The following is a 25,949-nucleotide window of genomic DNA, read 5'->3' as shown; positions in this document are numbered from 1 at the left end:
CGCTGACGCGACACGCGGCTCACCGCAGCGTGAGCGCGACCTCACCGATCGCCGACGCCGACGCCGCCAGGCGCGGGTCGTCGTCGATGGCGAACCACGTCGACGAGAGCGCGCACCAGGCGACGAGCCAGTCCGCGAGCCGTCCCGGCTGGAACCCCGTCGACGCCACGACGACGCCGAACTGCCGCTCGAGCCGGCCGGGGGCGAGCGCGCGTTCGTGCGACGGGTTGCAGAGCAGGTTGCAGACGTCGAACTCCGCATCGCCCAGGAGCCCCTTGGGGTCGATGGCGAGCCAGCCGCGCTCGCCGAAGTCGAGCACGTTGCCGTGATGGAGGTCGCCGTGCAGCACGACCGGGTCGCGCGGGTCGGCGAGGAGCCGCCCGGCGATGTCGGCGCCACGCCGATGGAAGGCACCGAGTTCGCCACCGTGCGAGAACAGGTGGCGGAACCAGGTCGGAAGGTCGAGCAGCTCGGGCGGCTCGTCGGCGTCCAGCACGTCGGCGGATGCCGCGTGGATGCGCCCTGCGGCGTCGCAGATGATCCGCGTGGCTTCGTCGTCGTGCCCCGACTCGACCATGGTGACGAGGTCACGCGGCCCCGTGGCCCGCTCGAGGAGCACCGCCGCGCCATTGCGCTCGAGCACCCGAGCCACCCCGTGCCCGTCGAGTGCGGCGAGCAGGTCGGCGCCGCGCACCTCCTCGTCGACGTGGGCGACCTTGAGCACCGCAGGCGTGCCGTCCTCCGTGCGCACGGGCGTGAGCGTGCTCGACGCCGTGGTGACGGGGTCGCCGTCGGGGCGCACGCGCCAGCGTCGCAACCACGCGGCCTCCCCGGCGTGTCCGGGGTCGACCGGGCCGAGGTCGCTCACGACCGGTTCCACTCCTTGCCGGCCCACGGGTCGTACTCGGCCTCGAGCGCCTCCTGGTGCGGCCGCTTCGACTCGGGCACGTGCTGCAGGTTCACCCTGATGCGGTACCAGAGCGAGCTCGATCCGCGCATGCCGTCGACGAGCACGTCGGCCGGCTCCAACATCGGTACGACGTCGGGATGCTTCGCCTTCCACCGTTCGAGGGCGTCCATCGCCTCGGGCTTGGTCTTGGTCCGGGCGACCTCGATGAGCGGCATCGTCGATTGGCGCCGGCCAGACCCGTCCGACGACTTCGGCGGCTTCTCCGCGGGGCCGAGCTCCTCGGCGAGCTGCAGGAGCCCGTCGAGTCGTCCGACCGCGTCATCGATGCCCGCGGCAGGGTCGCCGCGATCCGCGAAGCGCTGCAGCACGGTCGCGACGGTGAAGCGCTCGGGGTGGCTGTCGCGCACCTCATCCCAGTCGAGAGGGGTCGACACGCGCGCGTCGGGCAGCGGCCTGATCGAGTACGCCGAGGCGACGGTGCGGTCCTTCGCGTTCTGGTTGAAGTCGACGAAGACGCTCTCGCCGCGCTCCTCCTTCCACCACCGCGCCGTCGCCAGTCCGGGCGCACGCAGCTCGGTCTCACGAGCGAGCGTCTCGGCGGCGAGCCGCACCTCGCGGAAGGTCCACTCGGGCTCGATCCGCACGTTGATGTGCATGCCGCGCGACCCCGACGTCTTCGGCCACCCGACGAGCCCGTGGTCGGCGAGCACCTCGCGCACGACCATCGCGACGTCGACGATCTGCGACCAGTCGACGCCCGGCATCGGGTCGAGGTCGACCCGCAGCTCGTCGGGGTGCTCGAGGTCCTCGGCGCGCACGGGATGGGGGTTGAGGTCGATGCAGCCGAGGTTCACGACCCACGCCAGCGCCGCGGCATCCCGTACCACGACCTCCTCGGCGGAGTTGCCCGACGCGTAGTGCAGGGTCGCCGTGTCGATCCAGTCGGGGCGTTTCTCGGGCGCGCGCTTCTGGAAGAACGCCTCCTGCGAGATGCCCTTCACGAAGCGCTTCAGCACCATCGGGCGCCCGGCCGCGCCGCGCAGCGCGCCGTCGGCGACGCCCAGGTAGTAGCGGACCAGGTCGAGCTTGGTGAGCCCCGGCTCGGGGAACACCACCTTGTCGGGGCTGCTGATGCGCACCTCGCGACCATCGATCTCGAGGAGCTCGGCATCGTCCTTGGCGGGACTCACGCCTTCACCCTAGGACGGCCCGTCGCCGAATGGCAGGTGGCTGCCCGCGATTGCCGCGAGATGACGCGAATCGACCTTCGCTGCGTCGCCGGGGTCGATTCGCGCCACGTCACGCGCGTGACGACGGGCGGGAGGCGACGGATGCCGCGGCCGCCGCCGCGGCGAGCCCGTACCGTCGCGGCGTCTCGCCGATCACCGCGCGGAACTCCCGGGTCAGGTGCGCCTGGTCGGCGAAGCCGAGGTCGGCCGCGAGGTCCGCGAGTGCGGGAGCGCCAGGCGCGGCCAGCGCCGCCGCGGCCTCCTGCATGCGGTAGCGACGGATGAGCCACTTGGGCGTCAGGCCGAGCTGCTCGCGCACGAGCCGCTGCAGCGTGCGCAGGCCGAGACCGCTCGCGCGGGCCAGGTCTTCGGCGCGGAGGATGCCGCGATCGTGCTCGGCGAGCTCGACGACGTGCCGCACGAGCCTGGCGTCCTCGCCGAGCACGAGGTGCTGCCGCGCGAGCCACCGCTCGAACACCGCGACGCCCGCCGCGTCGTCGCCGGCCTCGAGGGCGATGCGCACGTCGTGGGCCAGCCCCGCGGCATCCGTCACCCGCAGCTCGTCGAGCGGCACCGAGCCGCCGAGCAGCGCGCGCACCGGTCCGCGCGTCAGCAGCCGTGCGACCCCGGGCTGCAACAGGACCCCGAACGCCCAGCCCGTGGCCTCGAGCCGGCGATGCGAACGCCCCGCTTCGGGACCGTGCAGCCCAGCGGCATCCGCCTCGATCACGAGGTTCGCCGAGGGGTAGTCGAGCACGCCCTGCTCGACGACCGCGCCCGGCGGCAGCTGCCACCTGGGCACCCAGACGTGTCGCACCAGGTCGACGAGGGTGGGGTCGACGACGTACCGGGCGAGTCGCACCGGGGCCCGCGCCTCGACCTGCGCATCGGCGTGCGCCGCGAGCGGCGCGATGCCCGGAGCGTCGGTCGTCGCGAGCACGCCCTTGACGGCCGAGGCGCCTGCCCGGGATCGCCAGTACGCGTCGGACGTCGTCATGGGCCCAGTATCGCGGGCACCACCGATGTCGCGTTTCGACAAGCGTCGCGGATGCCGCATGCGTAGCGTCGAAGGCATCGGAACCGTCCGTCCAGGGAGGACACCATGCAGGACTTCGAGATGACCATCTACATCAAGGCCGACCCGCTCGTCGTCTGGGAGGCGATCGTCGGCGACGAGGGCAGCCGGGCCGTGATGTTCGGCTCGGTGCTCCGCGGCGGGCTCGAGCCCGGCGGCACCTACGAGTACGTCGGCCCGGGCGAGGGCGGCACCGAGGTCGTGCACGTCTACGGCGACGTGCTCGAGGCCGACCCGGGCGTCGTGCTGCAGCTCACCGAGCACCCCGGCCCCATCTATCGCGAGAACCACGCCGAGCTCACGAGCCGCATGACCTGGCGGCTCGAGCAGGCCGGCATCGGGCTCACGAGGCTGACCTTCACGAACGACGAGTGGAGCGAGGGGCATCCGGCGCAGGCCGAGACGGCCGAGACCTGGCCGCGAGTGCTGTCGAGTCTCAAGTCGTGGATCGAGACGGGCGAGGCCATCCCGATGACCTCCTGACGGCATCGAGATGACGCGGATCGCCCTTCCGGGGCGCCGCGGACGACGAATCGCGTCATCTCGGCGAGGGTGGTGACGGTCCTCCGGCGCCGAATCGCAGTAGCGTGTCCTCACCGGCGAGAGGACGACGATGCGGCGACTGCTCGACCTCAGGATCGTGCGCTGGGAGCTGAAGACCCTCTACATCGTGGTTGCGTGGATCGTCGGCTTCGTCGTGGCAGACCTGCTCCGGTCGATCGGTACGTCGGCGGTCGTGGTCGAGGTGGCCAATGCGCTGACGACGTTCGTGCCGTTCGCCCTCGCGGTGCGGATCTTCCGGGGCAGCGACGAGCCGGTCGAGCCGCCCCGGGCCTGGTGGCGCATGACGGCCTGGCCCGCACTGAGCCGGCGTCTCGGCATCCTGTTCGCCGTGCTGACCGTCTTCGGCGTGCTCGGGCTCGTCCTCGCGGCCGCTGGCGTCGACGCGTATCAGGCGATGGGCGATGGTGGGGCGACGATCTTCGTCAGCAGCGCACTCCAGTTCGCCGTGCTCGCGTTCCTGTACCTGAATTCGGCGGTGCGCATGAAGCACCTCGGCATCACCAAGCCGCGTCCGCTCAGGCTGAAGCCGACGATGAAGCTCTAGCCGAGGTCCCACGGCGATGGTGGGCCGCGAGGCGGAACGGCCGTGGCTAGGATCGTGCGCATGGCCGACGACGCGGTGAAGCAAGCTCAGGAGGCGGCCGCCGCAGCGGCCGAGGCGGCCGAGGCCCTGCAGGCGCAGGCCCAGGAGGCGATCCGCAAGGCGGAGGAGGCCGCGGCCCTCGCCCAGGCGGCGCTCGAGGCGCAGCAGCAGGCGACGGATGCCGCGACCGCCGCAGCCCGAGGCGAAGCCGCCGCCGCCCCAACACCCCCGGAACCCGCCGTCGCGGCATCCGGCCCGCTCGACGCCGCCCAGGTCGCCGCGATCCGCGACGGCTACGCGTTCGACGGCCCCGCCCTCGAGATGGGCGCGCTCGTGAACGGCGAGGCGATGCCCGACGTGCCCGTGCGCATCCCGCTCGCGATGACGAACCGGCACGGGCTCGTCGCGGGCGCCACCGGAACGGGCAAGACCCGCACGCTGCAAGTGCTCGCCGAGCAGCTCGCAGCCCATGGCGTGGCGGTGTTCGCCGCCGACATCAAGGGCGACCTCTCGGGCATCGCGACCCCCGGCGAGGGCAATGAGAAGCTGCTGAAGCGCACCGCCGGCATCGGCCAGGCGTGGGAGGCGGCGTCCTTCCCGGTCGAGTTCTTCTCGCTCGGCGGCATCGGCCGCGGCGTGCCGATCCGCGCCACGGTCGCCGGGTTCGGCCCGCTGCTGCTGAGCAAGGTGCTCGGCCTCAACGACACGCAGGAGTCGAGTCTCGGACTCGTGTTCCACTACGCCGAGAACGCCGGGCTGGCTCTGCTCGACCTCGAAGACCTCCGGGCGGTGCTGCAGTACCTCACGAGCGATGAGGGCAAGGGCGAGCTCGAGGGGCTCGGCGGCCTCTCCAAGGCGACGGTCGGCGTCATCCTGCGCGAGCTCGTCGCGTTCGCCGAGGCCGGGGCCGACACGTTCTTCGGCGAGCCCGAGATCGACACCGCCGAGTTCCTGCGCGTGGCATCCGACGGTCGTGGCATCGTGAGCCTGCTCGAGGTGCCGGGCGTCGCCGATCGCCCGGCGCTGTATTCGACCTTCCTCATGTGGCTGCTCGCCGACCTGTTCAACGACCTCCCCGAGGTCGGCGACCTCGACCAGCCCAAGCTCGTGTTCTTCTTCGACGAGGCGCACCTGCTGTTCGCCGACGCGTCGAAGGACTTCCTGCAGCAGGTCGTGCAGACGGTGCGCCTGATCCGATCGAAGGGCGTCGGCGTGTTCTTCGTCACGCAGACCCCCAAGGATGTGCCCGCCGACGTGCTCGCCCAGCTCGGGTCGCGGGTGCAGCACCAGCTGCGGGCATTCACGCCCGACGACGCGAAGGCGTTGCGCGCGACCGTCTCGACCTACCCGAGGTCGGGCTACGACCTCGAGGAGGTGCTCACGACCCTCGGCACCGGCGAGGCGATCGTCACCGTCATGAACGAGAAGGGGGCGCCGAGTCCCGTCGCGTGGACCCGGCTGCGAGCACCGCAGGCGCTGATGTCCCCGTCGCCGGATGCCGCCGTCGACGCCGCGGTCGCCGCTTCGCCGTTGCAGGCCAAGTACGGCACTGCGATCGACCGGGAGTCGGCGCACGAGATCCTGACCGCCAAGATGAACGCCGCCGCGGCCGCCGCCAAGGCCGCCGAGGACGCCGCGGACAAGGCGAAGGCCGATGCCGAGTACGCCAAGCAGCAGGCCGCCATCGAGAAGCAGCGCGACAAGGAGCAGAAGGCGGCGCAGGCGGAGTACGACCGGCTCATGAAGCGCACCTCGAGCACCTCCCGCTCGCGATCGACCACGCGCTCGCGCTCCTCGGGCGGCGACTCGGTGCTCGAGCAGGTGCTCGGATCCAGGGCGACCCGCGATGTGCTCACGAGCGTCGTCGAGGGCATCTTCGGCACGCGGCGGCGGCGATGAGCGCAGAGCGAGCGGATGCCGTGACGGCCGCATCCGCGAACGACCTCGCTCCGGGGCATCCGTTCATCCGTCCGTATCGGCCGGGCGACCGCGACGCCGTCTTCGAGATCTGCCTGCGCACGGCCGCCGGCGGCGGGGACGCGACCGGCGTGTACTCCGACGACTCGCTCATGCCCGAGGTGTTCGCGTTGCCGTACGTGACCTACGACCCCGACCTCGCCTTCGTGGTCGACGACGGGCGCGACGGGCGGGCGCTCGGCTACATCATCGGCGTCGCCGACACCCGCACCTTCGTCGAGTGGTGGAAGCGCGAGTGGACGCCCGGCTTCCGCGAGCGGCATCCGTCACCGGGGGCCTCCACCGGACGCGAACCGGGCTTCACCGAGGCGCAGCTCATCGACGCCGGCACGAACCCCGACCGCATGCTCATCGCCGAGGTCGACGCGTATCCGGCGCACCTGCACATCGACCTGCTGCCCGAGCTGCAGGGGCAGGGACTCGGCCGACGTCTCATCGACACGCTGCGCGAGGCACTCGCCGCACGGGGCGTGCCGGCCGTGCACCTCGGCATGGACGCCGCCAACACCGCGGCGCGCGCGTTCTACGACCGGCTCGGATTCCACGAGCTGCCGTCGAGCCGGCCCGACGCGCCGCTGCTCGGCATCGCGACCGACCGCGGTACGACCGACCGCCCGGCGACCGACCCGCGGGCGACCGACCGTCGCTCGGACGCCGACGAGGTCAGCGCGTGAGCGAGCGCCGCTCGAACCAGTAGAGGAGGTGCGGGTCGGTCTCCCGCAGCTCGGCGAGCGTGACCGGCTCGCTGCGCACGGACTCCTCGGTACCGAGGATCTCGGCCAGCTGGTCCATCGTGGCCGAGTTCCAGAACCGCCCGCGCATGCGGAAGACACCGCGCCCGTTCCGGCTGACGACGAAGAGCTCGTGCGTGGTGTCGAGGCTGTTGGGCCGGTACAGCTCCACGCGGAGGATGCCCGAGATGTCGCGTGCCGCGACCGTGTAGGTGCCGCCGAAGAAGCCGCGCTCGACGATGCCGTACTCACTGACCGAGGCCTGGGTGCGTTGGTAGGCGAGCCAGGCGATCGTGATCAGGGCGGCCGTGACGAGGCCGGTCCAGGCGACGATCGGCCACGTACCGCTCGGATCGAGGAGCCACAGCTCCGCGGCCAGCACCGGCAGTGCGAGCGCGGCGATGGGAAGTCCGATGCTCCGGGTGAGGGTGCGACGCGGCCTCAGGGTGAATACCCTGAGGCCGTCGCCCCTTACTGCCGTCGGCCGGATGGAGGAGCCCCCTGCGTCCCCACTCCTTGTGTCCATCGCCGCCGTTGACATCTCTCACATCATGTTCTTCGGGGCGCTTCGCCGCTATTCCGCATTAATGAGGACACGACCGTCCGGAAACGGCGAACGGCCCGATCTGCGAGGAGACCGGGCCGTTCGTGTGTGAGCGGAGGATGGGGGATTCGAACCCCCGAGGGCTTTCACCCAACACGCTTTCCAAGCGTGCGCCATAGGCCACTAGGCGAATCCTCCTGAGACTCCTCACGCACCCGCCAGAGCCCGGTTACCCTTGCTGCGTTTCCGCCCTGGGGGAGTTGGCCTGGATGGCGCCACGTGAGGAGCCGGAGACAGTCTACCCGAGCCGAGCCGGGGGAGTTGACCGTGGCCGGGCTCGAGCGGCGGCGGGCACCTCGCCGGCGAACAGGGCCACGCGGCATCCGGCGCATTCCCAGACGTCCGCCGAGGCCTGCCCAATAGGCTGGGGCGCGTGGCGCACCGCATCTACATCTGCTCCGCCGAGGGCAACACCGGCAAGTCCACCGTGGCGCTCGGCACGCTCGACACGCTGACTCGGCGGGCGACCCGGGTGGGGGTGTTCCGTCCGATCTCGCGGTCCACCGAGGAGCGCGACTACGTGCTCGACCTGCTGCTCGCCCACGAGGGCGTCGTCCCGCTCGAGTACGAGGACGCGATCGGCGTCTCGTACGACGAGGTGCACGCCGACCCCGATGCGGCGCTCGCCACGATCGTGCAGCGCTTCAAGGCCGTCGAGGACCGCTGCGACGCGGTCGTGGTGCTCGGGTCCGACTTCACGGATGTCGGGAGTCCGACGGAGCTCGCCTACAACGCCCGCATCGCGGCGAACCTCGCCGCTCCGGTGCTGCTCGTGCTCGGCGGCCGCGTCGGCGAGGGGCGCGCACGCTCCGAGCGACTCGGACACGCCGACGCCCGCACCCCTGAGGAGCTCGCCCAGCTCACCGAGCTCGCGATCGAGGAGCTCGGTCGCGAGCACGCGACGCTGCTCGGCGTCGTCGTGAACCGCGCCGATCCCGAGCAGCTCGACGTCATCGTCCAGCGCGTGGGTGCCGCCGCGCGATGGGAGGTCGACGCGGTCTCTGGCGTCGAGACGCTGTCCGCGGCATCCGTCGCGGTGTGGGCCATCCCCGAGGACCCGTTCCTCGTCGCGCCCTCGATGCGCAGCATCATGGCCGCCGTCGACGGCGAGCTGTACGCCGGCGACCCCGACCTGCTCGACCGCGAGGCGCTCGGGGTCGTGGTCGCCGCGATGTCGATGGAGAACGTGCTCACGCGCCTCATCGAGGGATCGGTCGTGGTGGTCCCGGGCGACCGCAGCGAGGTGCTCCTCGGCGTGCTCACCGCGCACGCCTCGGCGACGTTCCCGTCGATCTCGGGCATCGTGCTGAACGGCGGCTTCCCGCTCTCCGACGCGGTCGAACGTCTCATCGAGGGCCTGAAGGCGGGCCTGCCGATCATCCGCACGCAGCTCGGCAGCTATGACACGGCGCTCGCGATCACGCAGACGCGCGGCCGTCTCGCCGCAGAATCGCAGCGCAAGCGCGACACGGCGCTCTCGCTGTTCGAGAAGCACGTCGACGGGCACGCGCTGCTCGACCTGCTCGACGTCGCACGTCCCGAGGTCGTCACCCCACTCATGTTCGAGTACGGACTGCTCGAACGCGCGCGCCGGGAGCGCAAGCACATCGTCCTGCCCGAGGGGTATGACGATCGCATCCTCCGCGCCGCCGCGACGCTGCTCGCCCGCGACGTCGCCGAACTCACGATCCTCGGCGAGGAGATCGAGATCCGCGCCCGCGCGATCGGGCTCGGCCTCGACATCTCCCGCGCCACGGTGCTCTCGAACCACGACCACGTGCTCGTCTACCGGTTCGCCGACGAGTACCAGCGCCGCCGCGCGCACAAGGGCGTCACGCTCGAGCAGGCGCGGGAGATCGTGCAGGACGTGTCGTACTTCGGCACCATGATGGTCGCGCTGGGGCTCGCCGACGGCATGGTGTCGGGCGCCGTGCACACGACGGCGCACACGATCCGCCCCGCGTTCGAGATCATCAAGACGAAGCCGGGCGTCGACGTGGTGTCGAGCGTGTTCCTCATGGCGCTCGCCGACCGGGTGCTCGTCTACGGCGACTGCGCCATCGTTCCGATGCCGACCGCCGAGCAGCTCGCCGACATCGCGATCTCGTCGGCGGCGACGGCCGCGCAGTTCGGCATCGAGCCGCTCGTGGCCATGCTGTCGTACTCCACGGGCGAGTCGGGCACGGGCGTCGATGTCGACAAGGTGCGCCGCGCAACCGAGCTCGTGCGCGAGCGCGCTCCCGAGCTCGCGGTCGAGGGGCCGATCCAGTACGACGCGGCAGCCGACGCCGCGGTGGCCCGCACGAAGCTGCCCGAGTCGACGGTCGCCGGCCGGGCGACGGTGTTCATCTTCCCCGACCTCAACACGGGCAACAACACCTACAAGGCCGTGCAGCGCTCGTCGGGCGCCGTCGCCATCGGCCCGGTGCTGCAGGGCCTGAACAAGCCGATCAACGACCTCTCGCGCGGTGCGCTGGTGCAGGACATCGTGAACACCGTGGCCATCACGGCGATCCAGGCGGCGGATGCCTCGTGAGCATCGTCCTCGTCGTGAACTCGGGCTCGTCGTCGATGAAGTACCAGCTGATCGACGTCGAGGCGGCCGAGCCGCTGGCGAGCGGGCTCATCGAGCGGATCGGACAGGCCGACGGCCGGGCGACGCACACGGTGCGGCATCCGTCGTCGAGCGTCGTGCCGACTCCGTCGGATGCCGCAGTCGGGCCGGATGCCGCAGTCGGGCCGGATGCCGCTGACGAGACGTTCCGCGACGAGGTCGCAGTGCCCGACCACGACGCCGCCTTCGCGTGGATGCTCGAGGCGTTCGCCGCGCACGGCCCGTCGCTGGACGCGCACCCGCCCATCGCCGTGGGGCACCGGGTCGTGCAGGGCGGAGCCCGGTTCTTCGAGCCGACGGTGATCACCGAGCTCGTGAAGATCAACATCGACGAGCTGTCGGTGCTCGCACCACTGCACAACCCGGCGAACCTCGCGGGCATCGTCGCGGCCGAGCGGGCGTTCCCCGACGTGCCGCACGTCGCCGTGTTCGACACGGCGTTCCACCAGACCATGCCGCCCGCGGCCTACACCTACGCGATCGACCGCGAGGTGGCGGCCAGGCATCGCATCCGCCGCTACGGGTTCCACGGCACGTCCCACCGGTTCGTGTCGAGGGCGACCGCGGAGTTCCTCGGGCGCCCCGTCGAGGACTTGCGGCTCATCGTGCTGCACCTCGGCAACGGCGCGTCCGCCTGCGCCGTCTCGGGTGGCCGCTCCGTGGAGACGAGCATGGGCATGACCCCGCTCGAGGGACTCGTCATGGGCACCCGCTCGGGCGACCTGGATCCCGCCATCCTGCTGCACCTCGAGCGCCGGGCCGGGCTCGACGCCGACGGGCTCGACGACCTGCTCAACAAGCGCAGCGGCATCCTCGGGCTCGGTGGGCACGGCGACATGCGCGACCTCGTGTCGGCCGCCGAGTCGGGCGACGAGGCGGCGACCCTCGCGCTCGAGGTGTACACGCACCGCATCCGCTCGTACGTCGGCGCCTACGCGGCGCAGCTCGGCCGGGTCGACGCCATCGCGTTCACGGCGGGCGTCGGCGAGAACGCGCCCATCGTGCGGGAGTGGTCGCTCGCGGGCCTCGAGGGCTTCGGCGTCGAGCTCGACCCCAAGCGCAACCGCGAGCGGGGGAGCGGCGCTCGCCGCATCTCGACGGATGCCTCGCGCACGGCGGTGCTCGTCGTGCCGACCGACGAGGAGCTGGAGATCGCGCGGCAGACGCTCGCGGTCGTCACCGCCTGACCACCGCCTCCACCTCCGACCGCGGCCGGTGCCGGCATCGATTGAGGACGCGAACGGGGCGTTCGACGGACTCCGTTCGCCCCGATCGCGTCCTCGAACTCGAGCACGCAGTTATGCAAGAAGTATTGTGCAACGACTCTTGCGGAGTTAGCATCGAAGCATGAACGAATCCGACGACGCAGCGGCCCCCGCCGCACCCAGCGGCGAGCACCGCGACCGGGTCATCCAGGTCCACGATCCGGGCCCGATGCGCGCGCTCGCGCACCCCCTGCGGCTGCGCATCCTGGGGCTCCTCCGCGTCGAGGGACCGCAGTCGGTCGGCGCGCTCGCGCAGGCCACCGGCGCGGCATCCGGATCGGTGAGCTACCACCTCGCGACCCTCGCGAAGCACGGGTTCGTCGTGCCCGCACCCGAGCTCGAACGGGACGGCCGCGAGCGCTGGTGGAAGGCCGCGCACGAGATGACGACCTCCCAGTCGGCGGAATTCCTCGACGATCCCGATCGGCGCGAGGCCGACGAAGCCATGCGGCGGGCCGTGCTCGATCTCTATCACCGCGAACTCCTGCAGGCGCTCGACGCCGAACTCGACCTCGAGCCCGAGTGGGTTGCCGCGTCGGACTCGAGCGACGGCGGAGCGCAGCTCACCCTCGACGAGTTCCGCGAGCTCAACGCCGACCTCGAGGCGGTGCGCGACAAGTGGTGGGCGCGCGGCCGGCAGCCCCGCGAGGGAACCCGGGCGGTGCGGTGGATCACGCACACCTTCCCGCGGACGCTGTCATGACCGGGGCACGGCGGCGTGTTCCGCTGCTCGCGCTGTACACGGCCCAGTTCTTCTCGCTCGGCGGGAACGCGATCGCGCTCGTCGCCATCCCGATCATCGCGCTGACCCAGACCGGCTCGCCCCTCGCCGCGGGCGTGGCCGGCGTGTTCGCCACGGTCCCGCTCATCATCGGCGGCACGTTCGGCGGCGTGCTCGTCGACCGCTTCGGTTATCGCGTCTCGAGCATCGCCGCGGATGTCGCGAGCGCGCTCGCCATCATCGCCATCCCGTTGCTCAGCGCCACGGTAGGCCTCTCGTTCGGGGCGCTCCTCGCGCTGGTCTTCCTCGGGGGACTGCTCGACCCACCGGGCGACACCGCGAAGACCGCGCTCGTACCCGATCTCGCGAAGCTGGCACGGATGCCGCTCGCCCGCGCCGCGGGAGCGCAATCGGCCGTGCAGCGCACGTCGACCATGGTCGGCGCGGGTGTCGCGGGCGCCATGGTGGCGCTCCTCGGCCCGGTCCCCGCGCTCATCGTGGACGCGGGCGGATTCGTCGTCTCGGCCGTGCTCGTCGCCTGCTTCGTGCCGCGGGCCGTCGCTGCGGCCGCCGCGGATGACGCCGGCGGCGATGGGGCCGGCGATGACGAGCCCACCAAGGGCGGCTTCGTCGCGGGCATCCGGTTCATCGCGAGGCATCCGCTGCTGCGTGCCATCGTGCTCCTCGTGACGCTCACCAACGCGATCGATGCCGCCGGCATGACGGTGCTGAAGCCGGTGTATGCGACGCAGGTGCTGCACGACCCGGCGGTGCTCGGCTTCATGGTCGGATGCTTCGCGGCCGGCGCGCTCACCGGCTCCGCCCTGTTCGGGGTGTTCGGCCACCGGTACTCGGGGCGCCTGATGTTCGCGACCTGCTTCGTGCTGGCCGGCACGCCGCCCTACCTGGCGATGGCGCTCGGTGCACCGCTTCCCGTGCTCCTGCCGGTGCTCGCGCTCTCGGGCCTGGCCGCCGGCGCTCTCAACCCGATGATGGCCACGGCCATGTACGGCGAGGTGCCCGACGGCATGCGCGCACGGGTGTTCGGGGCCACCACCGCGGGCGTCGCGGCGTCCATGCCGCTCGGCGCGCTGCTCGGCGGGCTCGCGGTGGAGCAGGTCGGGCTCGTGCCGACGCTGGCGACGTGCGCGGCCCTCTACCTCGTGCTCGGCAGCAGTCCGCTGTTCATCCGCGGATTCGCGGGGCTCAGCGCGGCCCGTGGCCACGGGGCGCCCGACGTCGAGGCGGAGGTCGAGACCGGGGCGACTTCGGACGTCGCCACCGGCGTCCCGGCGGCGGGAGCTCGGCCTTCCTGAGGTTTCATCAAGGTAACCTTCAGTCATTCATCAGGAAACCCTTGTCCACAACTGGACTTGCCCCTAGGTTGGCATCGGGGGCTCGGGGGAGCCCGCCAGTCGTCGACATGGGGGTTGATCGATGGAACAGCAGACACGCGCCTGGGCGCGGATCGAGCGGGATCGCAAGGGCCGCGGCAGGCGGTTGCGGTTCCGTACCACCGCGTTCCTCAGTGTCGTCGCGGTGCTCGCCGCTGGCGGTGCGCTGACGGCGACGGCTGCTCCGGGCGACACGTCGTACGCCGAGGGGCAGTTCCTCTCGGGCTCGCTGCTCGACTCCGTGGACCTCAGCGGCGTCGTCGGCATCGACGGGGAGAGCGCGACGAGCGACGGCGTCACCCCCGAGACGAACGCGCAGAACCTCGACCTCACGGCGCTCGGGATCGTGAACGTCGATGTCGGCGGAGGCATCCAGCTGCCGATCGACTTCGTCGACGCGGGCGTCGTCGGCCAGTATGCGAACGCAGAGACGGACGGATCGTCGCTCGGCGCCTCGGGACTCATCTCGGACACCGGAGCCATCGGCACCGGCATCACCCCGGCTCCCGGCCTGGCCCCCGGTCCGCTGGGCTTCGACCTCGCCGACCTGCTGGGTGCCGAGTTCGCAGGCACCATCACCGACCTCGACCTCGAGGTGGGCGCCGTCAGTGCCCAGGCAGAAGTGACGGCCGGTGGCACGCCCGTCGGCGACTACGAGATCGCCTCCGCGGTCGTGCAGGTCGACAGTCCGGCGATCGCCGGCATCGCGGGGACGGTGAACGATGCTGTCGCCGGGCTTCAAGGCGACGTCGACGCGCTCGCCGGCCCCGGCGGATCACTCGTCAACGGGGTACTCGGTGCCGTCGACGACCTGCTCCTCGGCGTGGGCATCGGCAGCGCCACGGCCACCGTCGACGTCGACCTCGCCGCCGCAGTTGCACCGATCCTCTCGACGCCACTCGACTCGGGCGGTGGGGTGGTCATCGATCTCGCCGCGGGCACCATCACGCTCGATCTCGACCAGCTCGTCGGTGGGCTCAACAGCGTGCCACCGAGCACCGAACTCCTCTCGGCCGCCGTGCTGACCGAGGTGACCACCCAGGTCGCCGACCTCATCGACGGGCTCGTCGACGACCTCGGCACGGCGATCACGACCGCCCTCGAGAACGCCGCCGTTGCCGTCGAGGTAACGCTCACCGCACCCGTCCTCGGAACGCCCCTCGTGACCGTGACCGTCGACGGCACGCTCCTCGAGGTCGTGGACGGCAACGCGGCGGTGGCCATCGACGCACTGGGTGTGCCGATCATCGGTCTGACCGACGCGGTGATCCTCGCTGCGCTCGGCCCGATCGTCAACGCGGTCATTGACTCCGACACGGGGGCACTCGGCACGCTCCTCACGACCCTCACCGACGACGTGCTGAACCCGGTGATCGACGCGCTGAACCCCGCCATCCTCCTGCTCGACACGGTCGTCTCGCTCCTCGCCAACGTGCAGGAGCCAGAGCCGCCGGTTGCCGGCGCCGTCTTCCAGGAGACCGCTCTGCGACTCAGCGTCCTGCCGACGGCCATCGTGCCCGGGCTGCTCGAGCTGAACCTCGCCCGAGCCCTCGTGGGTCCGAACCTCGTGGCCCCCGTCCTCCTCACGCTGACACCCGATGAGGGCCCGACGGCCGGTGGCACGCTCGTCACCATCGACGGCACCGCGCTCGCCGGCCCGACCGCGGTGACGATCGACGGCGTCTCCGTGCCCTTCACCCAGGTGAGCGACACCCAGGTGTCCTTCACCACGCCGCCGCACGCAGCCGGGCCAGTCGACGTGACGGTGACCACCGCGGCCGGCGTCTCGGCGCCACTGCCGTTCACGTTCGTGCCGGCTCCGGTGCTGACGGTGCTGACGCCTGATGAGGGGCCGGTCGCCGGAGGCACGCCGGTGACGATCACGGGCACGGACCTGGCCGGTGCGACCGAGGTGACGATCGACGGGGCATCCGTGCCGTTCACGCAGGTGAGCGACACCGAGATCACGTTGGTGACGCCGCCGCACGCGGCCGGTCCGGTCGACGTGATCGTGGAGACGCCCGGCGGGCCGAGCAACGCGCTGCCGTTCACGTTCGTGCCGGCTCCGGTGCTGACGGCGCTCACTCCCGATGAGGGTCCGGTCGCCGGAGGCACGCCGGTGACGATCACGGGCACGGATCTGGCCGGTGCGACCGAGGTGACGATCGATGGGGCATCCGTGCCGTTCACGCAGGTGAGCGACACCGAGATCACGTTCACGACGCCGCCGCACGCCGCGGGTCCGGTCGACGTCGTGGTGACCACGCCCGGCGGGGACAGCAACGCGCTGCCGTTCACCTACGTGCCGGCGCCCAGCCTGATCGCCCTGACGCCCGATGAGGGCCCGGCCGCCGGTGGCACGCTCGTGTCGATCACGGGTACGAACCTCGGCGGTGCGACCGCCGTGACGATCGACGGGGCATCCGTTCCGTTCACCCAGGTGAGCGCCACCGAGGTCACCTTCGTGACGCCGCCGCACCTGCCCGGGCCGGTCGACGTGACCGTCACGACGCCGGGTGGTGTCAGCGGCCCGCTCGCGTTCACCTACCTGCCCGGACCGGTCATCCTCTCGCTCACGCCTGAGGTCGGCCCAGTGGCGGGCGGCACGCTCGTCACCATCACGGGCAGCGGGCTCACCGGCGCGACCGACGTGACGATCGACGGCGTCCCGGTCGCCTTCACCCCGGTCAGCGACACGGAGGTCACGTTCGTCACGCCGCCGCACGCCGCGGGGCCGGTCGACGTGGTCGTGTCCACGCCCGGAGGTGACACCAACCCGCTTCCGTTCACCTACCTCGATGTGCCGGCGCTCACCGCGCTGACGCCCGACGAGGGTCCGACGATCGGTGGCACCATCGTGACGATCACGGGCACCGCGCTCGCCGAGGCGACGGAGGTGACGATCGACGGCGTCTCGGTGCCGTTCACGCAGGTGAGCGACACGGAGATCGCGTTCGTGACGCCGCCGCACGCCGCGGGTCCGGTGGACGTGGTGGTCATCACGCCCGGTGGCACGAGCAACCCGCTGCCGTTCACCTACGTGCCGGCTCCGGTGCTGACGGTGCTGACGCCTGATGAGGGGCCGGTCGCCGGAGGCACGCCGGTGACGATCACCGGCACGGACCTGGCCGGTGCGACCGAGGTGACGATCGACGGGGCATCCGTGCCGTTCACGCAGGTGAGCGACACCGAGATCACGTTCGTGACGCCGCCGCACGCGGCCGGTCCGGTCGACGTGATCGTGGAGACGCCCGGCGGGCCGAGCAACGCGCTGCCGTTCACGTACGTGCCCGCTCCGGTGCTGACGGCGCTCACTCCCGATGAGGGTCCGGTCGCCGGAGGCACGCCCGTGACGATCACCGGCACGGATCTGGCCGGTGCGACCGAGGTGACCATCGATGGGACATCCGTGCCCTTCACCCAGGTGAGCGACACCGAGATCACGTTCACCACGCCGCCGCACGCCGCGGGTCCGGTCGACGTCGTGGTGACCACGCCCGGCGGGGACAGCAACGCGCTGCCGTTCACCTACGTGCCCGCCCCGGTGCTCACGGCGCTCTCGCCGGCCGATGGTCCTGAGACCGGCGGCACCGAGGTCACCATCACCGGCACCGATCTCGGCGGCGCGACCAGCGTCACGGTCGACGGCGAGGAGGTGGACTTCACCGTGGTGGACGACGCGACGATCACGATCGTGACGCCCCCGCACGCCGCCGGCCCGGTCGACGTGGTCGTCACCACCCCCGGTGGAGCCTCGCCGCCGCTCGAGTTCGAGTACACGCCCGTCACCACCATCGACGGGATCGCACCGGGCACGGGACCGGAAGCGGGCGGCACCCAGGTGACCATCACCGGGCACTGCTTCGCCGGGGCGACCGCCGTGTGGTTCGGGGACGTGCCCGCGACGAGCTTCGAGGTCGTCGACGACACCACGATCATCGCCGTCGCACCCGCGGGAGTCGGGACGGTCGACGTGACGGTCGTCGGGTCCGAGGCGTGCGGCGACGCGACCGCCGAGGGCGGATTCGCCTACACGCCGGCCGCCGGCGCACCGCCCGCTGCCGGCCCGGGCAGCGGCCAGTCCGGAACCACGTCGGGCATCGCCTCGACCGGATTCGACCCGACCCCGTGGCTCGGGGGCGCGCTCGTCGTGCTCCTCGCCGGGGCGCTCATGCTGCTCAGTCGCCGTCGGGGGGCGCGCGGCTGAGCATGGCGGCTCCCGCCCGCGTCCGGCAGGGGACGCCGGCGGGCGGGAGCCGCCCACCCGCGCGACGGCAGAACGGGCCGCCGCCCGGCGCACCGCGCGGTGGGCGCCAGCGGTCAGCCGTGGCGGCGAGCGCAGTCGATGCAGAGCGTCGCGGTCGGGCGTGCGTCGAGACGTGCCACGGTGATCCGCTTGCCGCAGTTCGCGCAGACGCCGTAGCTGCCGTCGGCGATGCGGGCGAGGGCGCGCTCGACGTCGGCGAGCTCGGCACGCACGTCGGCCAGCACGGCCGTGCGCTGCGACCACTCCTGCGTCATCGTCGGGCCTTCGGGGTCGTGCTCGTCGTCGGCCGAGGCATCCGACCTCGCGGTGCGCACCTCGCTCATGACGCCGTCGAACTCCGCGAGGCGCTCCTCGGCGTCGGCGCGTTCGGCGCGCAGCCTGCCTTCGAACCGTGCGAGCTGTGCCGGGGTCATCGTCGTCGCCGTCATCTCGCCCCCTTTCCGATCCCCGAATGCTACGCCTGCGGCATCCGGACGCCGTGTCAGACGCGGCAACTACGATTGAGGCGTGGTCACCGCCCTGTATCGCCGCTACCGGCCTGAGACGTTCGCCGAGATGATCGGCCAGTCGCAGGTGACCGAGCCCCTCATGACCGCGCTCCGCACCGATCGCGTGAATCATGCCTACCTCTTCAGCGGCCCGCGCGGCTGCGGCAAGACGACCTCGGCGCGCATCCTCGCCCGCTGCCTCAACTGCGCCGAGGGGCCGACCGACGTGCCCTGCGGCGTGTGCCCGAGCTGTGTCGAGCTGGCGCGGGGCGGCAGCGGATCGCTCGACGTCGTCGAGATCGATGCGGCCAGCCACAACGGCGTCGACGACGCCCGCGACCTGCGCGAGCGCGCCGTGTTCGCGCCGGCCCGCGACCGCTACAAGATCTTCATCCTCGACGAGGCCCACATGGTCACGCCGCAGGGCTTCAACGCGCTGCTCAAGCTCGTCGAAGAGCCGCCCGAGCACGTGAAGTTCATCTTCGCCACCACCGAGCCCGACAAGGTGCTCGGCACCATCCGCTCGCGCACGCACCACTACCCGTTCCGGCTCGTGCCGCCCGGGCCGATGCTCGAGTACGTGCAGCAGCTCTGCACCGAGGAGGGCATCGAAGTCGCCCCCGGCGTCCTGCCCCTCGTGGTGCGCGCGGGCGGCGGATCGCCGCGAGACACGCTGTCGCTGCTCGACCAGCTCATCGCCGGCTCAGAGGGCACCACCATCGACTACGAGCGCGCGGTGGCGCTGCTCGGCTACACGCACGGCGCCCTCCTCGATGAGGTCGTCGACGCGATCGGCGCGAAGGATGCGGCGGGTGCCTTCGCCGCAGCCGACCGGGTGGTGCAGACCGGCCAGGACCCGCGGCGGTTCGTCGAAGACCTGCTCGAGCGGCTCCGCGACCTCATCGTGGTCGCCGCATCGTCACCCGAGACGGCGGCTGCCGTGCTGCGCGGCGTCCCGGCCGACGAGCTCGCGCGCATGGCAGCGCAGGCGGCCGCATTCGGCTCGGCCGAGCTCTCGCGGGTCGCCGACCTGGTCAACCAGACCCTCACCGAGATGACCGGCGCCACCTCGCCGCGCCTCCACCTCGAGTTGATGCTCGCGCGGGTGCTCGTGCCGTCGAGCGACGACTCCGAGCGCGGGGCACTGGCGCGGGTCGAGCGCCTCGAGCGTCGCATCGGGGTGACGGATGCTGCGGGCGACCGCTCTGCGGTCGATGCGCCGGTCGCCGTGGCTGAGCCCGCCCGCCCGCCCGCCGTCTCCTCGGCGCCCGCACGCGTTCCGCCGTTCCCGCCCACGTCCAGGGTCGAGCCGGCTTCGGCGGCGGCTGCGTCGTCGGACCGCGACGAGGCGGCAGCTCGGGGTCCGGCGGCGGAAGCGCCGGCCTCGGGTCCTGCCACCGACGCATCCGCGGCACCAGCGTTCGACGCGCCGGTGGCGGCACCTGCCGGCTCCGGCGCACCCGCCGCAGCGGCATCCGCTGTGCCCGCCCCCGCCCCGAGACCCGTCGGTCCGGTCACGCTGCAGCAGATGCGCGACGCGTGGCCCGAGGTGCTCGCGTCCCTCCAGCGCACGAAGCGCAGCGCGTGGATGGTGGCGTTCACCGCCCAGGTGCGCGAGTTCCGCGACGGCGAGGTGCTCGTGCTCGCCTTCCCGAGCGAGCAGGATGTCGCCGGGTTCCGCGGCGGGGCGCCGGGCCAGAGCGTGAGCGAACTGCTTCGCAGCGCCATCAACGAGGTGCTGGGCGTCACGGTGAAATTCATTGCCAAGGTCGAGGGCGCTACGCGCGGCGACGCGCCGGTCGACGTGTCGTCGTCGGCTCCGGAACCGTCGGCACCCGCACCCGCACCGGCACCGTCCGCCCCTGCTCCATCGTCCGCACCCGAGGGCCGGTCCCAGGCGCCCGTGGCCGGTCCCGCCGCCGCGTCGGGCGGCGCTCCCTCCTCGTCGGGCGCTCCCGCCTCGCGCGCCAGCGCTGCTCGCCAGAGCGCCGTAACGGCGGCCCCTGCCGCGCCGAACGGCCCCGTCGACTCGTGGGCCACCGTCGCCATCCCGGCCGACGACCCGGTCGAGGCGCCCCGGCCCGCCGGCGCCACGAACGCTGCTGCAGGTGCCTCGTCCACCTCCGCAGCGACGCGGGCCCAGGACTCCGCCTCCGCGGCGCCCGTCGTAGCCCCGGTCGCCGTCGCCGTGGCCGAACGACCCGGCTCCGCCCCCGACTCGTTCGCCGACATCCCCGACGATGCCGACGCGCCGCCCGAAGACGAGGAGCCGCCGTTCGATCCCGGGCCGCCGCCCGAGATCGACCTCGAGCCCGTGGTGCCCGCGGTGCCCGACGCCGCCCCCGCGCGGCGTGCCCCCCGGAGCAACGCGGCGCGCGGGGCTTCGGCACCCCCGCCGAGCGACGGAATCCAGCGCTACGGCGAGGCCGTGGTGCGCGAGGTCCTCGGAGCGACGTTCCTCGAGGAGGTCGAGGCGCCCGCGCGCCCCGGCTTCGGGGAACGGGGGTAGCGCGTGTACGAGGGCATCGTCCAAGAACTCATCGACGAACTCGGTCGCCTCCCCGGCATCGGGCCGAAGTCGGCGCAGCGCATCGCGTTCCACATCGTGCAGACCGAGCACTTCGACGTGTCGAGGCTCGCCGAGATCCTGACGGAGGTGCGCGACAAGGTGCGCTTCTGCGAGATCTGCGGCAACGTGTCCGAGCAGGCCACCTGCTCCATCTGCCGCGACCCGCGGCGCGACCCCGCGCTGATCTGCGTGGTCGAGGAGGCGAAGGACGTCGTCGCGATCGAGCGAACCCGCGAGTTCCGGGGGCTCTACCACGTGCTCGGCGGAGCGATCAGTCCGATCGACGGCATCGGTCCCGACGAGCTGCGCATCCGCCAGCTCATGCAACGGCTCGCCGACGGCACGGTCACCGAGGTCATCATCGCGACCGATCCGAACCTCGAGGGCGAAGCCACGGCGACCTACCTGAGCCGCCTGCTGACCACGCTCGAGATCCGCGTCACGCGCCTCGCGTCGGGCCTTCCCGTGGGCGGCGACCTCGAGTACGCCGACGAGGTCACGCTCGGTCGTGCGTTCGAGGGTCGTCGCGTCGTCGGCTGACGGCACCCGTGCGGTGGGCGGTGCGTACGTCGCCCGCGCCGCGGCATCCGCCAGCCCTTGACCGAACCCGCACCCGACCACTGGAATGGGTCGCATGGCCACCAAGGGTGAGGAATGGGTCGCGCAGTACGTCGCGGCATGGAAGTCGAACGACCCCGAGCAGATCGGCGCGTTGTTCACCGATGACGCGGTCTACCTGACCAGTCCCGACTCGGACGCGCGGCGCGGCCGCGAGGCGATCGTCGCCGGCTGGCTCGAGGACCTCGACGAGCCGGGGACGTGGACGTTCGACTGGAAGGTGATCCACGAGGACGACGGGTTCGCCGTCGTGCAGGGCCGCACCGAGTATCCGGCCGAGCGCGACTACATCAACCTGTGGATCGTCCGGCTGGCCGACGACGGCCGCGCCACCGAGTTCACCGAGTGGTACATGCCCCGGCCGCACGAAGGCTGAACTACCGCAGCACCTCGACGAGCACGACCCACGCCAACAGGATGGACGTGATCACGGCGAGTATCGAGCCGACGGCCACGAAGGCGAGCCCGGCGCTGGCCGGTCCCGTCACCAGGAGGACCCCGCCGGCGAGGAACCCGAGGAGCGGCAGCACGCCGACCGTCGCCTTCGCGAACCGCCCCCACTTCGAGGAGACCCGGTCCTTGGTGGCGAGCACCCGCATCGAGTGCACCTGGAAGACGCCGGCGGCGACGGCGCCGACCAGCACCTCCGCGCCGTAGAGCTCGACCGGCTGGCCGGGAACGAGGCCGAACGCCCCGGCGACGATCGCCAGCACGAGCGTGGCCACCGAGGCGCCGGCCCGCGCCGGCAGTGTGGCCGACGACATGATCGTGCCGATGTTGACCGACATGGCGACGATCAGCAGGCCCGCGAGCGCCGCCGTGGCCCCGACCATGGCCACGTTGAAGTCCTTCCACGGTTCCAGCGCCTCCGACATGACCGCACTCTATCGGCGGCCCGACCGCCGCCGTCACATTGCCGGGGCCGTATACGCGCCGCCGTATGATGGTGCTTCCGGCCGCCGCACGAACGATACCCGGCGCCAGCGACCACCCCCGGGAGACCACGTGAGCTTGATCGTGCAGAAGTTCGGCGGGTCGTCCGTCGCCGACGCGGAGAGCATCAAGCGGGTCGCCAAGCGCATCGTCGAGACCCGCAAGGCGGGCAACGACGTGGTGGTCGCCGTCTCCGCCATGGGCGACACGACCGACGAGCTCCTCGACCTCGCGACCGAGGTCACGCCGATCCCGGCGCCGCGCGAGCTCGACATGCTGCTGTCGGCGGGCGAGCGCATCTCGATGGCGCTGCTGGCCATGGCGATCAAGAGCATGGGGCACGAGGCGCGCTCCTTCACCGGCAGCCAGGCCGGCATGATCACGGATGCCACGCACGGCGCCGCCCGCATCGTCGACGTCACCCCGGTGCGCCTCCGCGAGGCGCTCGACGAGGGCGCGATCGTGATCGTCGCCGGCTTCCAGGGCTTCAGCCGCGAGTCGCGCGACATCACGACCCTCGGCCGAGGCGGCAGCGACACCACCGCCGTCGCGCTCGCCGCGGCGCTGAACGCCGACGTCTGCGAGATCTACACCGATGTCGACGGCGTGTTCACGTCCGATCCGCGCATCGTGAAGAAGGCCCGCAAGCTCGACCGCATCACGAGCGAGGAGATGCTCGAGCTCGCGGCATCCGGAGCCAAGGTGCTGCACATCAGGGCGGTCGAGTTCGCCCGGCGCCACGGCGTCACCCTGCACGTGCGTTCGTCGTTCAACAACAGCGAGGGGACGATCGTCTACGACCCCTCGCGTCTTCCCGAAGGAGCAGCAGTGGAAGAGTCCGTCATCGCGGGCGTCGCGGTCGACCTGACCGAGGCGAAGATCACCGTCGTCGGCGTGCCCGACGTGCCCGGTGTGGCCGCCAAGATCTTCAAGATCGTCGCGAACACCAACGCGAACGTCGACATGATCGTGCAGAACGTGTCGGCCGCGTCGACCGGGCGCACCGACATCTCGTTCACCCTGCCGAAGTCCGACGGCGAGCGGGCGCTCACCGCGCTGTCCAACTCGCAGGAGGCGGTCGGGTTCAACTCGCTGCAGTACGACGACCAGATAGGCAAGCTTTCGCTCGTGGGCAACGCGATGCGGTCGGCCGCGGGCGTGTCGGCCCGGCTCTTCGAGGCCCTGTACGAGGCCGGGATCAACATCGAGATGATCTCCACGAGCGAGATCCGCATCTCGGTCGTGACGCGCGCCGACAGCGTCCACGCCGCCGCGCGTGCCGTGCACACGGCGTTCGAGCTCGACGGCGAGGACGACGCGGTCGTGCACGCCGGCACGGGCCGCTGACGGCGGGTCGTCGGCTGCGGCATCCGTCGATCACGGATGCCGCAGGGCACGACATCGTCGAAATCCACTCCCGCGGCGGGGGAATCCTGCCAACGTTCCGCTGACGGCGGACGGGGGTCGCACAGGCTGGGACAATGGAACAACGCTTCCCGTCGGCTTCGCCGTACGGATGATGGAGGAGAGCACGTGGGCAACACCAACGCAGTGAACATCGGCGTCGTCGGCGCCACCGGCCAGGTCGGCGCCGTCGTGCGCCGCCTCCTCGAGGAGCGCGACTTCCCGGTCGCCTCGATCCGCTACTTCGCCTCGGCGCGGTCGGCGGGCTCGACGCTGCCGTGGAAGGGCCAGGACATCGTCATCGAGGATGCCTCGACGGCCGACCCGACGGGCCTCGACATCGCGATCTTCTCCGCCGGTGCCACGCTCTCGAAGGCGCAGGCACCCCGCTTCGCCGCTGCCGGTGTCACGGTCATCGACAACTCCAGCGGCTGGCGCATGGACCCCGACGTGCCCCTCGTGGTCAGTGAGGTCAACCCGCACGCGATCGACGAGGCACGCAAGGGCATCATCGCGAACCCGAACTGCACCACGATGGCCGCCATGCCGGTGCTGAAGGTGCTGCACGACGAGGCCGGCCTCGAGCGACTCATGGTGTCGACCTACCAGGCCGTGTCGGGCGCGGGGCTCGCCGGCGGCGAGGAGCTGCTCGAGCAGGCGCGTGCCGCCGTCGCGCAGGACGCCATCCAGCTCGTGCACGACGGCCGTGCCGTCGAGTTCCCCGAGGCGCAGAAGTTCCCGCGCACGATCGCGTTCGACGTCATCCCGCTCGCGGGGTCGATCGTCGACGACGGCGACCTCGAGACCGACGAGGAGAAGAAGCTCCGCAACGAGAGCCGCAAGATCCTCGAGCTGCCGGGCCTGCGCGTCGCGGGCACCTGCGTGCGCGTCCCCGTCTTCACGGGCCACTCGCTGTCGATCCACGCCGAGTTCGCCAACCCGATCACGCCCGAGCGCGCGACCGAGCTGCTGTCGGATGCCCCGGGCGTCGCGCTCTCCGACGTGCCCACGCCGCTCCAGGCCGCCGGCACCGACCCGAGCTACGTCGGCCGCATCCGGCAGGACCAGAGCGCGCCCGACGGCACCGGGCTCGTGCTCTTCGTCTCGAACGACAACCTCCGAAAGGGCGCGGCCCTGAACGCGGTGCAGATCGCGGAGCTGGTGGCGGCGAAGCTGCCCGTCGCCGTCTAGGCGGCGCGCCGCGGCATCCGCAAGCTCGCGGGTACCGAACCACGGTCATGAAGCAGGGTGGCGAGCAGCGGCCGCGACGGATGCCGCGCGCGGCCCGCGCGGTCGCGGTGCTCGCCGGGGCGGCATCCGTCGTGGTGTTGGCCGCGTGCGGTGTGCCCGCCACGTCGGCGCCCGGGCAGGCGGCGTCGCCGTCTTCCGGACAGCTCGTCGCCGCCTTCTACGGCGACTCGTACACCCGCGGCACGGGCGCGAGCTCACCCGAGCACCGGTGGTCGACGATCGTGGCCGCCGAACGGGGGTGGTGGGAGTTCAATCCCAGCGTCGACGGGCTCGGGTTCGTGAACCACCGGGAGCCGACGCCGGACGGCGCGGGCGCCACGGGCGTGGACCTCGTCGACCAGATCGTCGAGCACGAGCCGGCGCCCAGCCTGGTCATCGTCACGATGGGACTGAACGACAACTTCTCGATGCCGTCGCGGGCGGACGACATCGAGCAGGCGATCGGGGTCGACCTCGCGCGGTTCGCGGATGAGCTGCCCGAGGCGCGGCTCGTGGTCGTCGAGCCGTTCTGGTACACCGACGAGCGGCCCGACTCGGTCGAGCAGATCATCGGGTGGGTCGAGGCGGCCGCCGACGAGGTCGGCGCGGACTACATCGGGGGCGCGTCGCACTGGCTCGAGGGGCATTCCGAGTGGATGGCAGCCGACGGCATCCACCCGAACGACGAGGGCTACGCCGAGATCGCCCGCCGCATGGACGCGGAGCTGGCGCAGCTCGGGCTCTGAGCGCCGCGGCGCGAATCCGAACCTCGT

The 25,949-nt window shown here is 71.8% G+C and carries 21 protein-coding genes, 1 tRNA gene and 1 other RNA gene; 15 read left to right on the top strand and 8 right to left on the bottom strand.

The annotated features are described in order from the left end of the window. Positions 1–19: 19 nt before the first annotated feature. The 3 genes from J2X63_RS02755 to J2X63_RS02745 form a co-directional block, all read right to left on the bottom strand. Positions 20–868, bottom strand: coding sequence for an aminoglycoside phosphotransferase family protein (locus J2X63_RS02755; RefSeq protein WP_309973649.1), 849 nt, complete (start codon positions 866–868; stop codon positions 20–22). Continuing rightward, the gene (ligD, locus tag J2X63_RS02750; RefSeq protein ID WP_309973647.1) at positions 865–2,100 is read right to left on the bottom strand and encodes a non-homologous end-joining DNA ligase; all 1,236 of its coding nucleotides are present in this window, start codon (positions 2,098–2,100) and stop codon (positions 865–867) included. The genes J2X63_RS02755 and ligD overlap by 4 nt, the downstream gene beginning before the upstream one ends. Positions 2,101–2,209: 109 nt before the next feature. Next, the gene (locus J2X63_RS02745) at positions 2,210–3,136 is read right to left on the bottom strand and encodes a helix-turn-helix domain-containing protein (RefSeq protein ID WP_309973645.1); all 927 of its coding nucleotides are present in this window, start codon (positions 3,134–3,136) and stop codon (positions 2,210–2,212) included. A gap of 105 nt (positions 3,137–3,241) precedes the next feature. Here J2X63_RS02745 and J2X63_RS02740 point away from each other — a divergent pair, with 105 nt between their 5' ends. From J2X63_RS02740 to J2X63_RS02725, 4 genes are all read left to right on the top strand, one after another. Continuing rightward, entirely contained in the window at positions 3,242–3,697 is a 456-nt protein-coding gene (locus J2X63_RS02740) for an SRPBCC domain-containing protein (protein ID WP_309973643.1), read from the top strand. 130 nt (positions 3,698–3,827) lie between these two features. Then, complete coding sequence (locus tag J2X63_RS02735; protein WP_309973641.1) at positions 3,828–4,322, top strand: hypothetical protein; 495 nt, start codon at positions 3,828–3,830, stop codon at positions 4,320–4,322. A 60-nt stretch (positions 4,323–4,382) separates the two neighbouring features. Continuing rightward, on the top strand, positions 4,383–6,260 hold the full coding sequence (locus tag J2X63_RS02730; protein ID WP_309973639.1) for a helicase HerA-like domain-containing protein: 1,878 nt from the start codon (positions 4,383–4,385) through the stop codon (positions 6,258–6,260). After that, positions 6,257–7,012 (top strand): GNAT family N-acetyltransferase, encoded by a 756-nt coding sequence (locus J2X63_RS02725; protein ID WP_309973637.1) that lies wholly within the window; start codon positions 6,257–6,259, stop codon positions 7,010–7,012. The genes J2X63_RS02730 and J2X63_RS02725 overlap by 4 nt, the downstream gene beginning before the upstream one ends. On the opposite strand, the gene J2X63_RS02720 is transcribed toward J2X63_RS02725, so the two are convergent. The 3 genes from J2X63_RS02720 to ffs form a co-directional block, all read right to left on the bottom strand. Further along, positions 7,002–7,451, bottom strand: a complete 450-nt coding sequence (locus J2X63_RS02720; protein ID WP_309973635.1) for a hypothetical protein — start codon at positions 7,449–7,451, stop codon at positions 7,002–7,004. The two genes, J2X63_RS02725 and J2X63_RS02720, sit on opposite strands and share 11 nt — an antisense overlap. Positions 7,452–7,726: 275 nt before the next feature. Beyond that, positions 7,727–7,811: transfer RNA gene (locus tag J2X63_RS02715), tRNA-Ser, on the bottom strand. Next, an RNA gene (ffs, locus tag J2X63_RS02710) (signal recognition particle sRNA small type) lies at positions 7,809–7,905 on the bottom strand. Before ffs ends, J2X63_RS02715 begins: the two co-directional genes overlap by 3 nt. Positions 7,906–8,046: 141 nt before the next feature. On the opposite strand from ffs, the gene pta reads away from it, so the two are divergent. The 5 genes from pta to J2X63_RS02685 all read left to right on the top strand — a co-directional run bounded on the left by pta (position 8,047) and on the right by J2X63_RS02685 (position 17,874). Then, on the top strand, positions 8,047–10,209 hold the full coding sequence (gene pta / locus J2X63_RS02705; RefSeq protein ID WP_309973633.1) for a phosphate acetyltransferase: 2,163 nt from the start codon (positions 8,047–8,049) through the stop codon (positions 10,207–10,209). Continuing rightward, positions 10,206–11,474 (top strand): acetate kinase, encoded by a 1,269-nt coding sequence (locus J2X63_RS02700; protein ID WP_309973631.1) that lies wholly within the window; start codon positions 10,206–10,208, stop codon positions 11,472–11,474. The genes pta and J2X63_RS02700 overlap by 4 nt, the downstream gene beginning before the upstream one ends. A gap of 160 nt (positions 11,475–11,634) precedes the next feature. Beyond that, the gene (locus tag J2X63_RS02695) at positions 11,635–12,255 is read left to right on the top strand and encodes a helix-turn-helix domain-containing protein (protein WP_309973629.1); all 621 of its coding nucleotides are present in this window, start codon (positions 11,635–11,637) and stop codon (positions 12,253–12,255) included. Next, positions 12,252–13,589, top strand: a complete 1,338-nt coding sequence (locus J2X63_RS02690) for an MFS transporter (RefSeq protein WP_309973627.1) — start codon at positions 12,252–12,254, stop codon at positions 13,587–13,589. The genes J2X63_RS02695 and J2X63_RS02690 overlap by 4 nt, the downstream gene beginning before the upstream one ends. A gap of 121 nt (positions 13,590–13,710) precedes the next feature. Beyond that, complete coding sequence (locus J2X63_RS02685; RefSeq protein ID WP_309973625.1) at positions 13,711–17,874, top strand: IPT/TIG domain-containing protein; 4,164 nt, start codon at positions 13,711–13,713, stop codon at positions 17,872–17,874. 113 nt (positions 17,875–17,987) lie between these two features. Here the strand turns inward: J2X63_RS02685 and J2X63_RS02680 are convergent, their stop codons facing one another. Further along, the gene (locus J2X63_RS02680; RefSeq protein WP_309973623.1) at positions 17,988–18,362 is read right to left on the bottom strand and encodes a TraR/DksA C4-type zinc finger protein; all 375 of its coding nucleotides are present in this window, start codon (positions 18,360–18,362) and stop codon (positions 17,988–17,990) included. A 79-nt stretch (positions 18,363–18,441) separates the two neighbouring features. On the opposite strand from J2X63_RS02680, the gene J2X63_RS02675 reads away from it, so the two are divergent. The 3 genes from J2X63_RS02675 to J2X63_RS02665 all read left to right on the top strand — a co-directional run bounded on the left by J2X63_RS02675 (position 18,442) and on the right by J2X63_RS02665 (position 21,985). After that, positions 18,442–20,931, top strand: coding sequence for a DNA polymerase III subunit gamma and tau (locus J2X63_RS02675; RefSeq protein WP_309973621.1), 2,490 nt, complete (start codon positions 18,442–18,444; stop codon positions 20,929–20,931). Positions 20,932–20,934: 3 nt separating this feature from the next. Continuing rightward, complete coding sequence (gene recR, locus J2X63_RS02670; protein WP_309973619.1) at positions 20,935–21,531, top strand: recombination mediator RecR; 597 nt, start codon at positions 20,935–20,937, stop codon at positions 21,529–21,531. Positions 21,532–21,625: 94 nt separating this feature from the next. Further along, positions 21,626–21,985, top strand: coding sequence for a nuclear transport factor 2 family protein (locus J2X63_RS02665; RefSeq protein WP_309973616.1), 360 nt, complete (start codon positions 21,626–21,628; stop codon positions 21,983–21,985). A gap of 1 nt (position 21,986) precedes the next feature. Here J2X63_RS02665 and J2X63_RS02660 read toward each other — a convergent pair whose 3' ends face one another. Then, positions 21,987–22,484 (bottom strand): hypothetical protein, encoded by a 498-nt coding sequence (locus tag J2X63_RS02660; RefSeq protein WP_309973614.1) that lies wholly within the window; start codon positions 22,482–22,484, stop codon positions 21,987–21,989. A 130-nt stretch (positions 22,485–22,614) separates the two neighbouring features. On the opposite strand from J2X63_RS02660, the gene J2X63_RS02655 reads away from it, so the two are divergent. The 3 genes from J2X63_RS02655 to J2X63_RS02645 all read left to right on the top strand — a co-directional run bounded on the left by J2X63_RS02655 (position 22,615) and on the right by J2X63_RS02645 (position 25,922). Beyond that, the gene (locus J2X63_RS02655; RefSeq protein ID WP_309973612.1) at positions 22,615–23,889 is read left to right on the top strand and encodes an aspartate kinase; all 1,275 of its coding nucleotides are present in this window, start codon (positions 22,615–22,617) and stop codon (positions 23,887–23,889) included. A gap of 186 nt (positions 23,890–24,075) precedes the next feature. Further along, a complete protein-coding gene (locus tag J2X63_RS02650) occupies positions 24,076–25,137 on the top strand; it encodes an aspartate-semialdehyde dehydrogenase (protein WP_309973610.1) in 1,062 nt (353 codons plus the stop codon). Positions 25,138–25,184: 47 nt separating this feature from the next. Then, positions 25,185–25,922: an SGNH/GDSL hydrolase family protein gene (locus tag J2X63_RS02645; protein WP_309973608.1), complete on the top strand. Its 738-nt coding sequence runs from the start codon at positions 25,185–25,187 to the stop codon at positions 25,920–25,922. The last annotated feature ends 27 nt before the right edge of the window (positions 25,923–25,949 follow it).

The organism is Agromyces sp. 3263, from assembly GCF_031456545.1.
Lineage (GTDB): Bacteria > Actinomycetota > Actinomycetes > Actinomycetales > Microbacteriaceae > Agromyces.
This window is presented reverse-complemented; position numbering and strand designations above follow the sequence as displayed.

Coding starts and splice junctions, on each gene's coding strand:
- J2X63_RS02745 (WP_309973645.1), bottom strand. CDS start 3,136: ATGACGACGTCCGACGCGTACTGGCGATCCCGGGCAGGCGCCTCGGCC.
- J2X63_RS02740 (WP_309973643.1), top strand. CDS start 3,242: ATGCAGGACTTCGAGATGACCATCTACATCAAGGCCGACCCGCTCGTC.
- J2X63_RS02735 (WP_309973641.1), top strand. CDS start 3,828: ATGCGGCGACTGCTCGACCTCAGGATCGTGCGCTGGGAGCTGAAGACC.
- J2X63_RS02730 (WP_309973639.1), top strand. CDS start 4,383: ATGGCCGACGACGCGGTGAAGCAAGCTCAGGAGGCGGCCGCCGCAGCG.
- J2X63_RS02725 (WP_309973637.1), top strand. CDS start 6,257: ATGAGCGCAGAGCGAGCGGATGCCGTGACGGCCGCATCCGCGAACGAC.
- J2X63_RS02695 (WP_309973629.1), top strand. CDS start 11,635: ATGAACGAATCCGACGACGCAGCGGCCCCCGCCGCACCCAGCGGCGAG.
- J2X63_RS02690 (WP_309973627.1), top strand. CDS start 12,252: ATGACCGGGGCACGGCGGCGTGTTCCGCTGCTCGCGCTGTACACGGCC.
- J2X63_RS02685 (WP_309973625.1), top strand. CDS start 13,711: ATGGAACAGCAGACACGCGCCTGGGCGCGGATCGAGCGGGATCGCAAG.
- J2X63_RS02680 (WP_309973623.1), bottom strand. CDS start 18,362: ATGACGGCGACGACGATGACCCCGGCACAGCTCGCACGGTTCGAAGGC.
- J2X63_RS02665 (WP_309973616.1), top strand. CDS start 21,626: ATGGCCACCAAGGGTGAGGAATGGGTCGCGCAGTACGTCGCGGCATGG.
- J2X63_RS02660 (WP_309973614.1), bottom strand. CDS start 22,484: ATGTCGGAGGCGCTGGAACCGTGGAAGGACTTCAACGTGGCCATGGTC.
- J2X63_RS02645 (WP_309973608.1), top strand. CDS start 25,185: ATGAAGCAGGGTGGCGAGCAGCGGCCGCGACGGATGCCGCGCGCGGCC.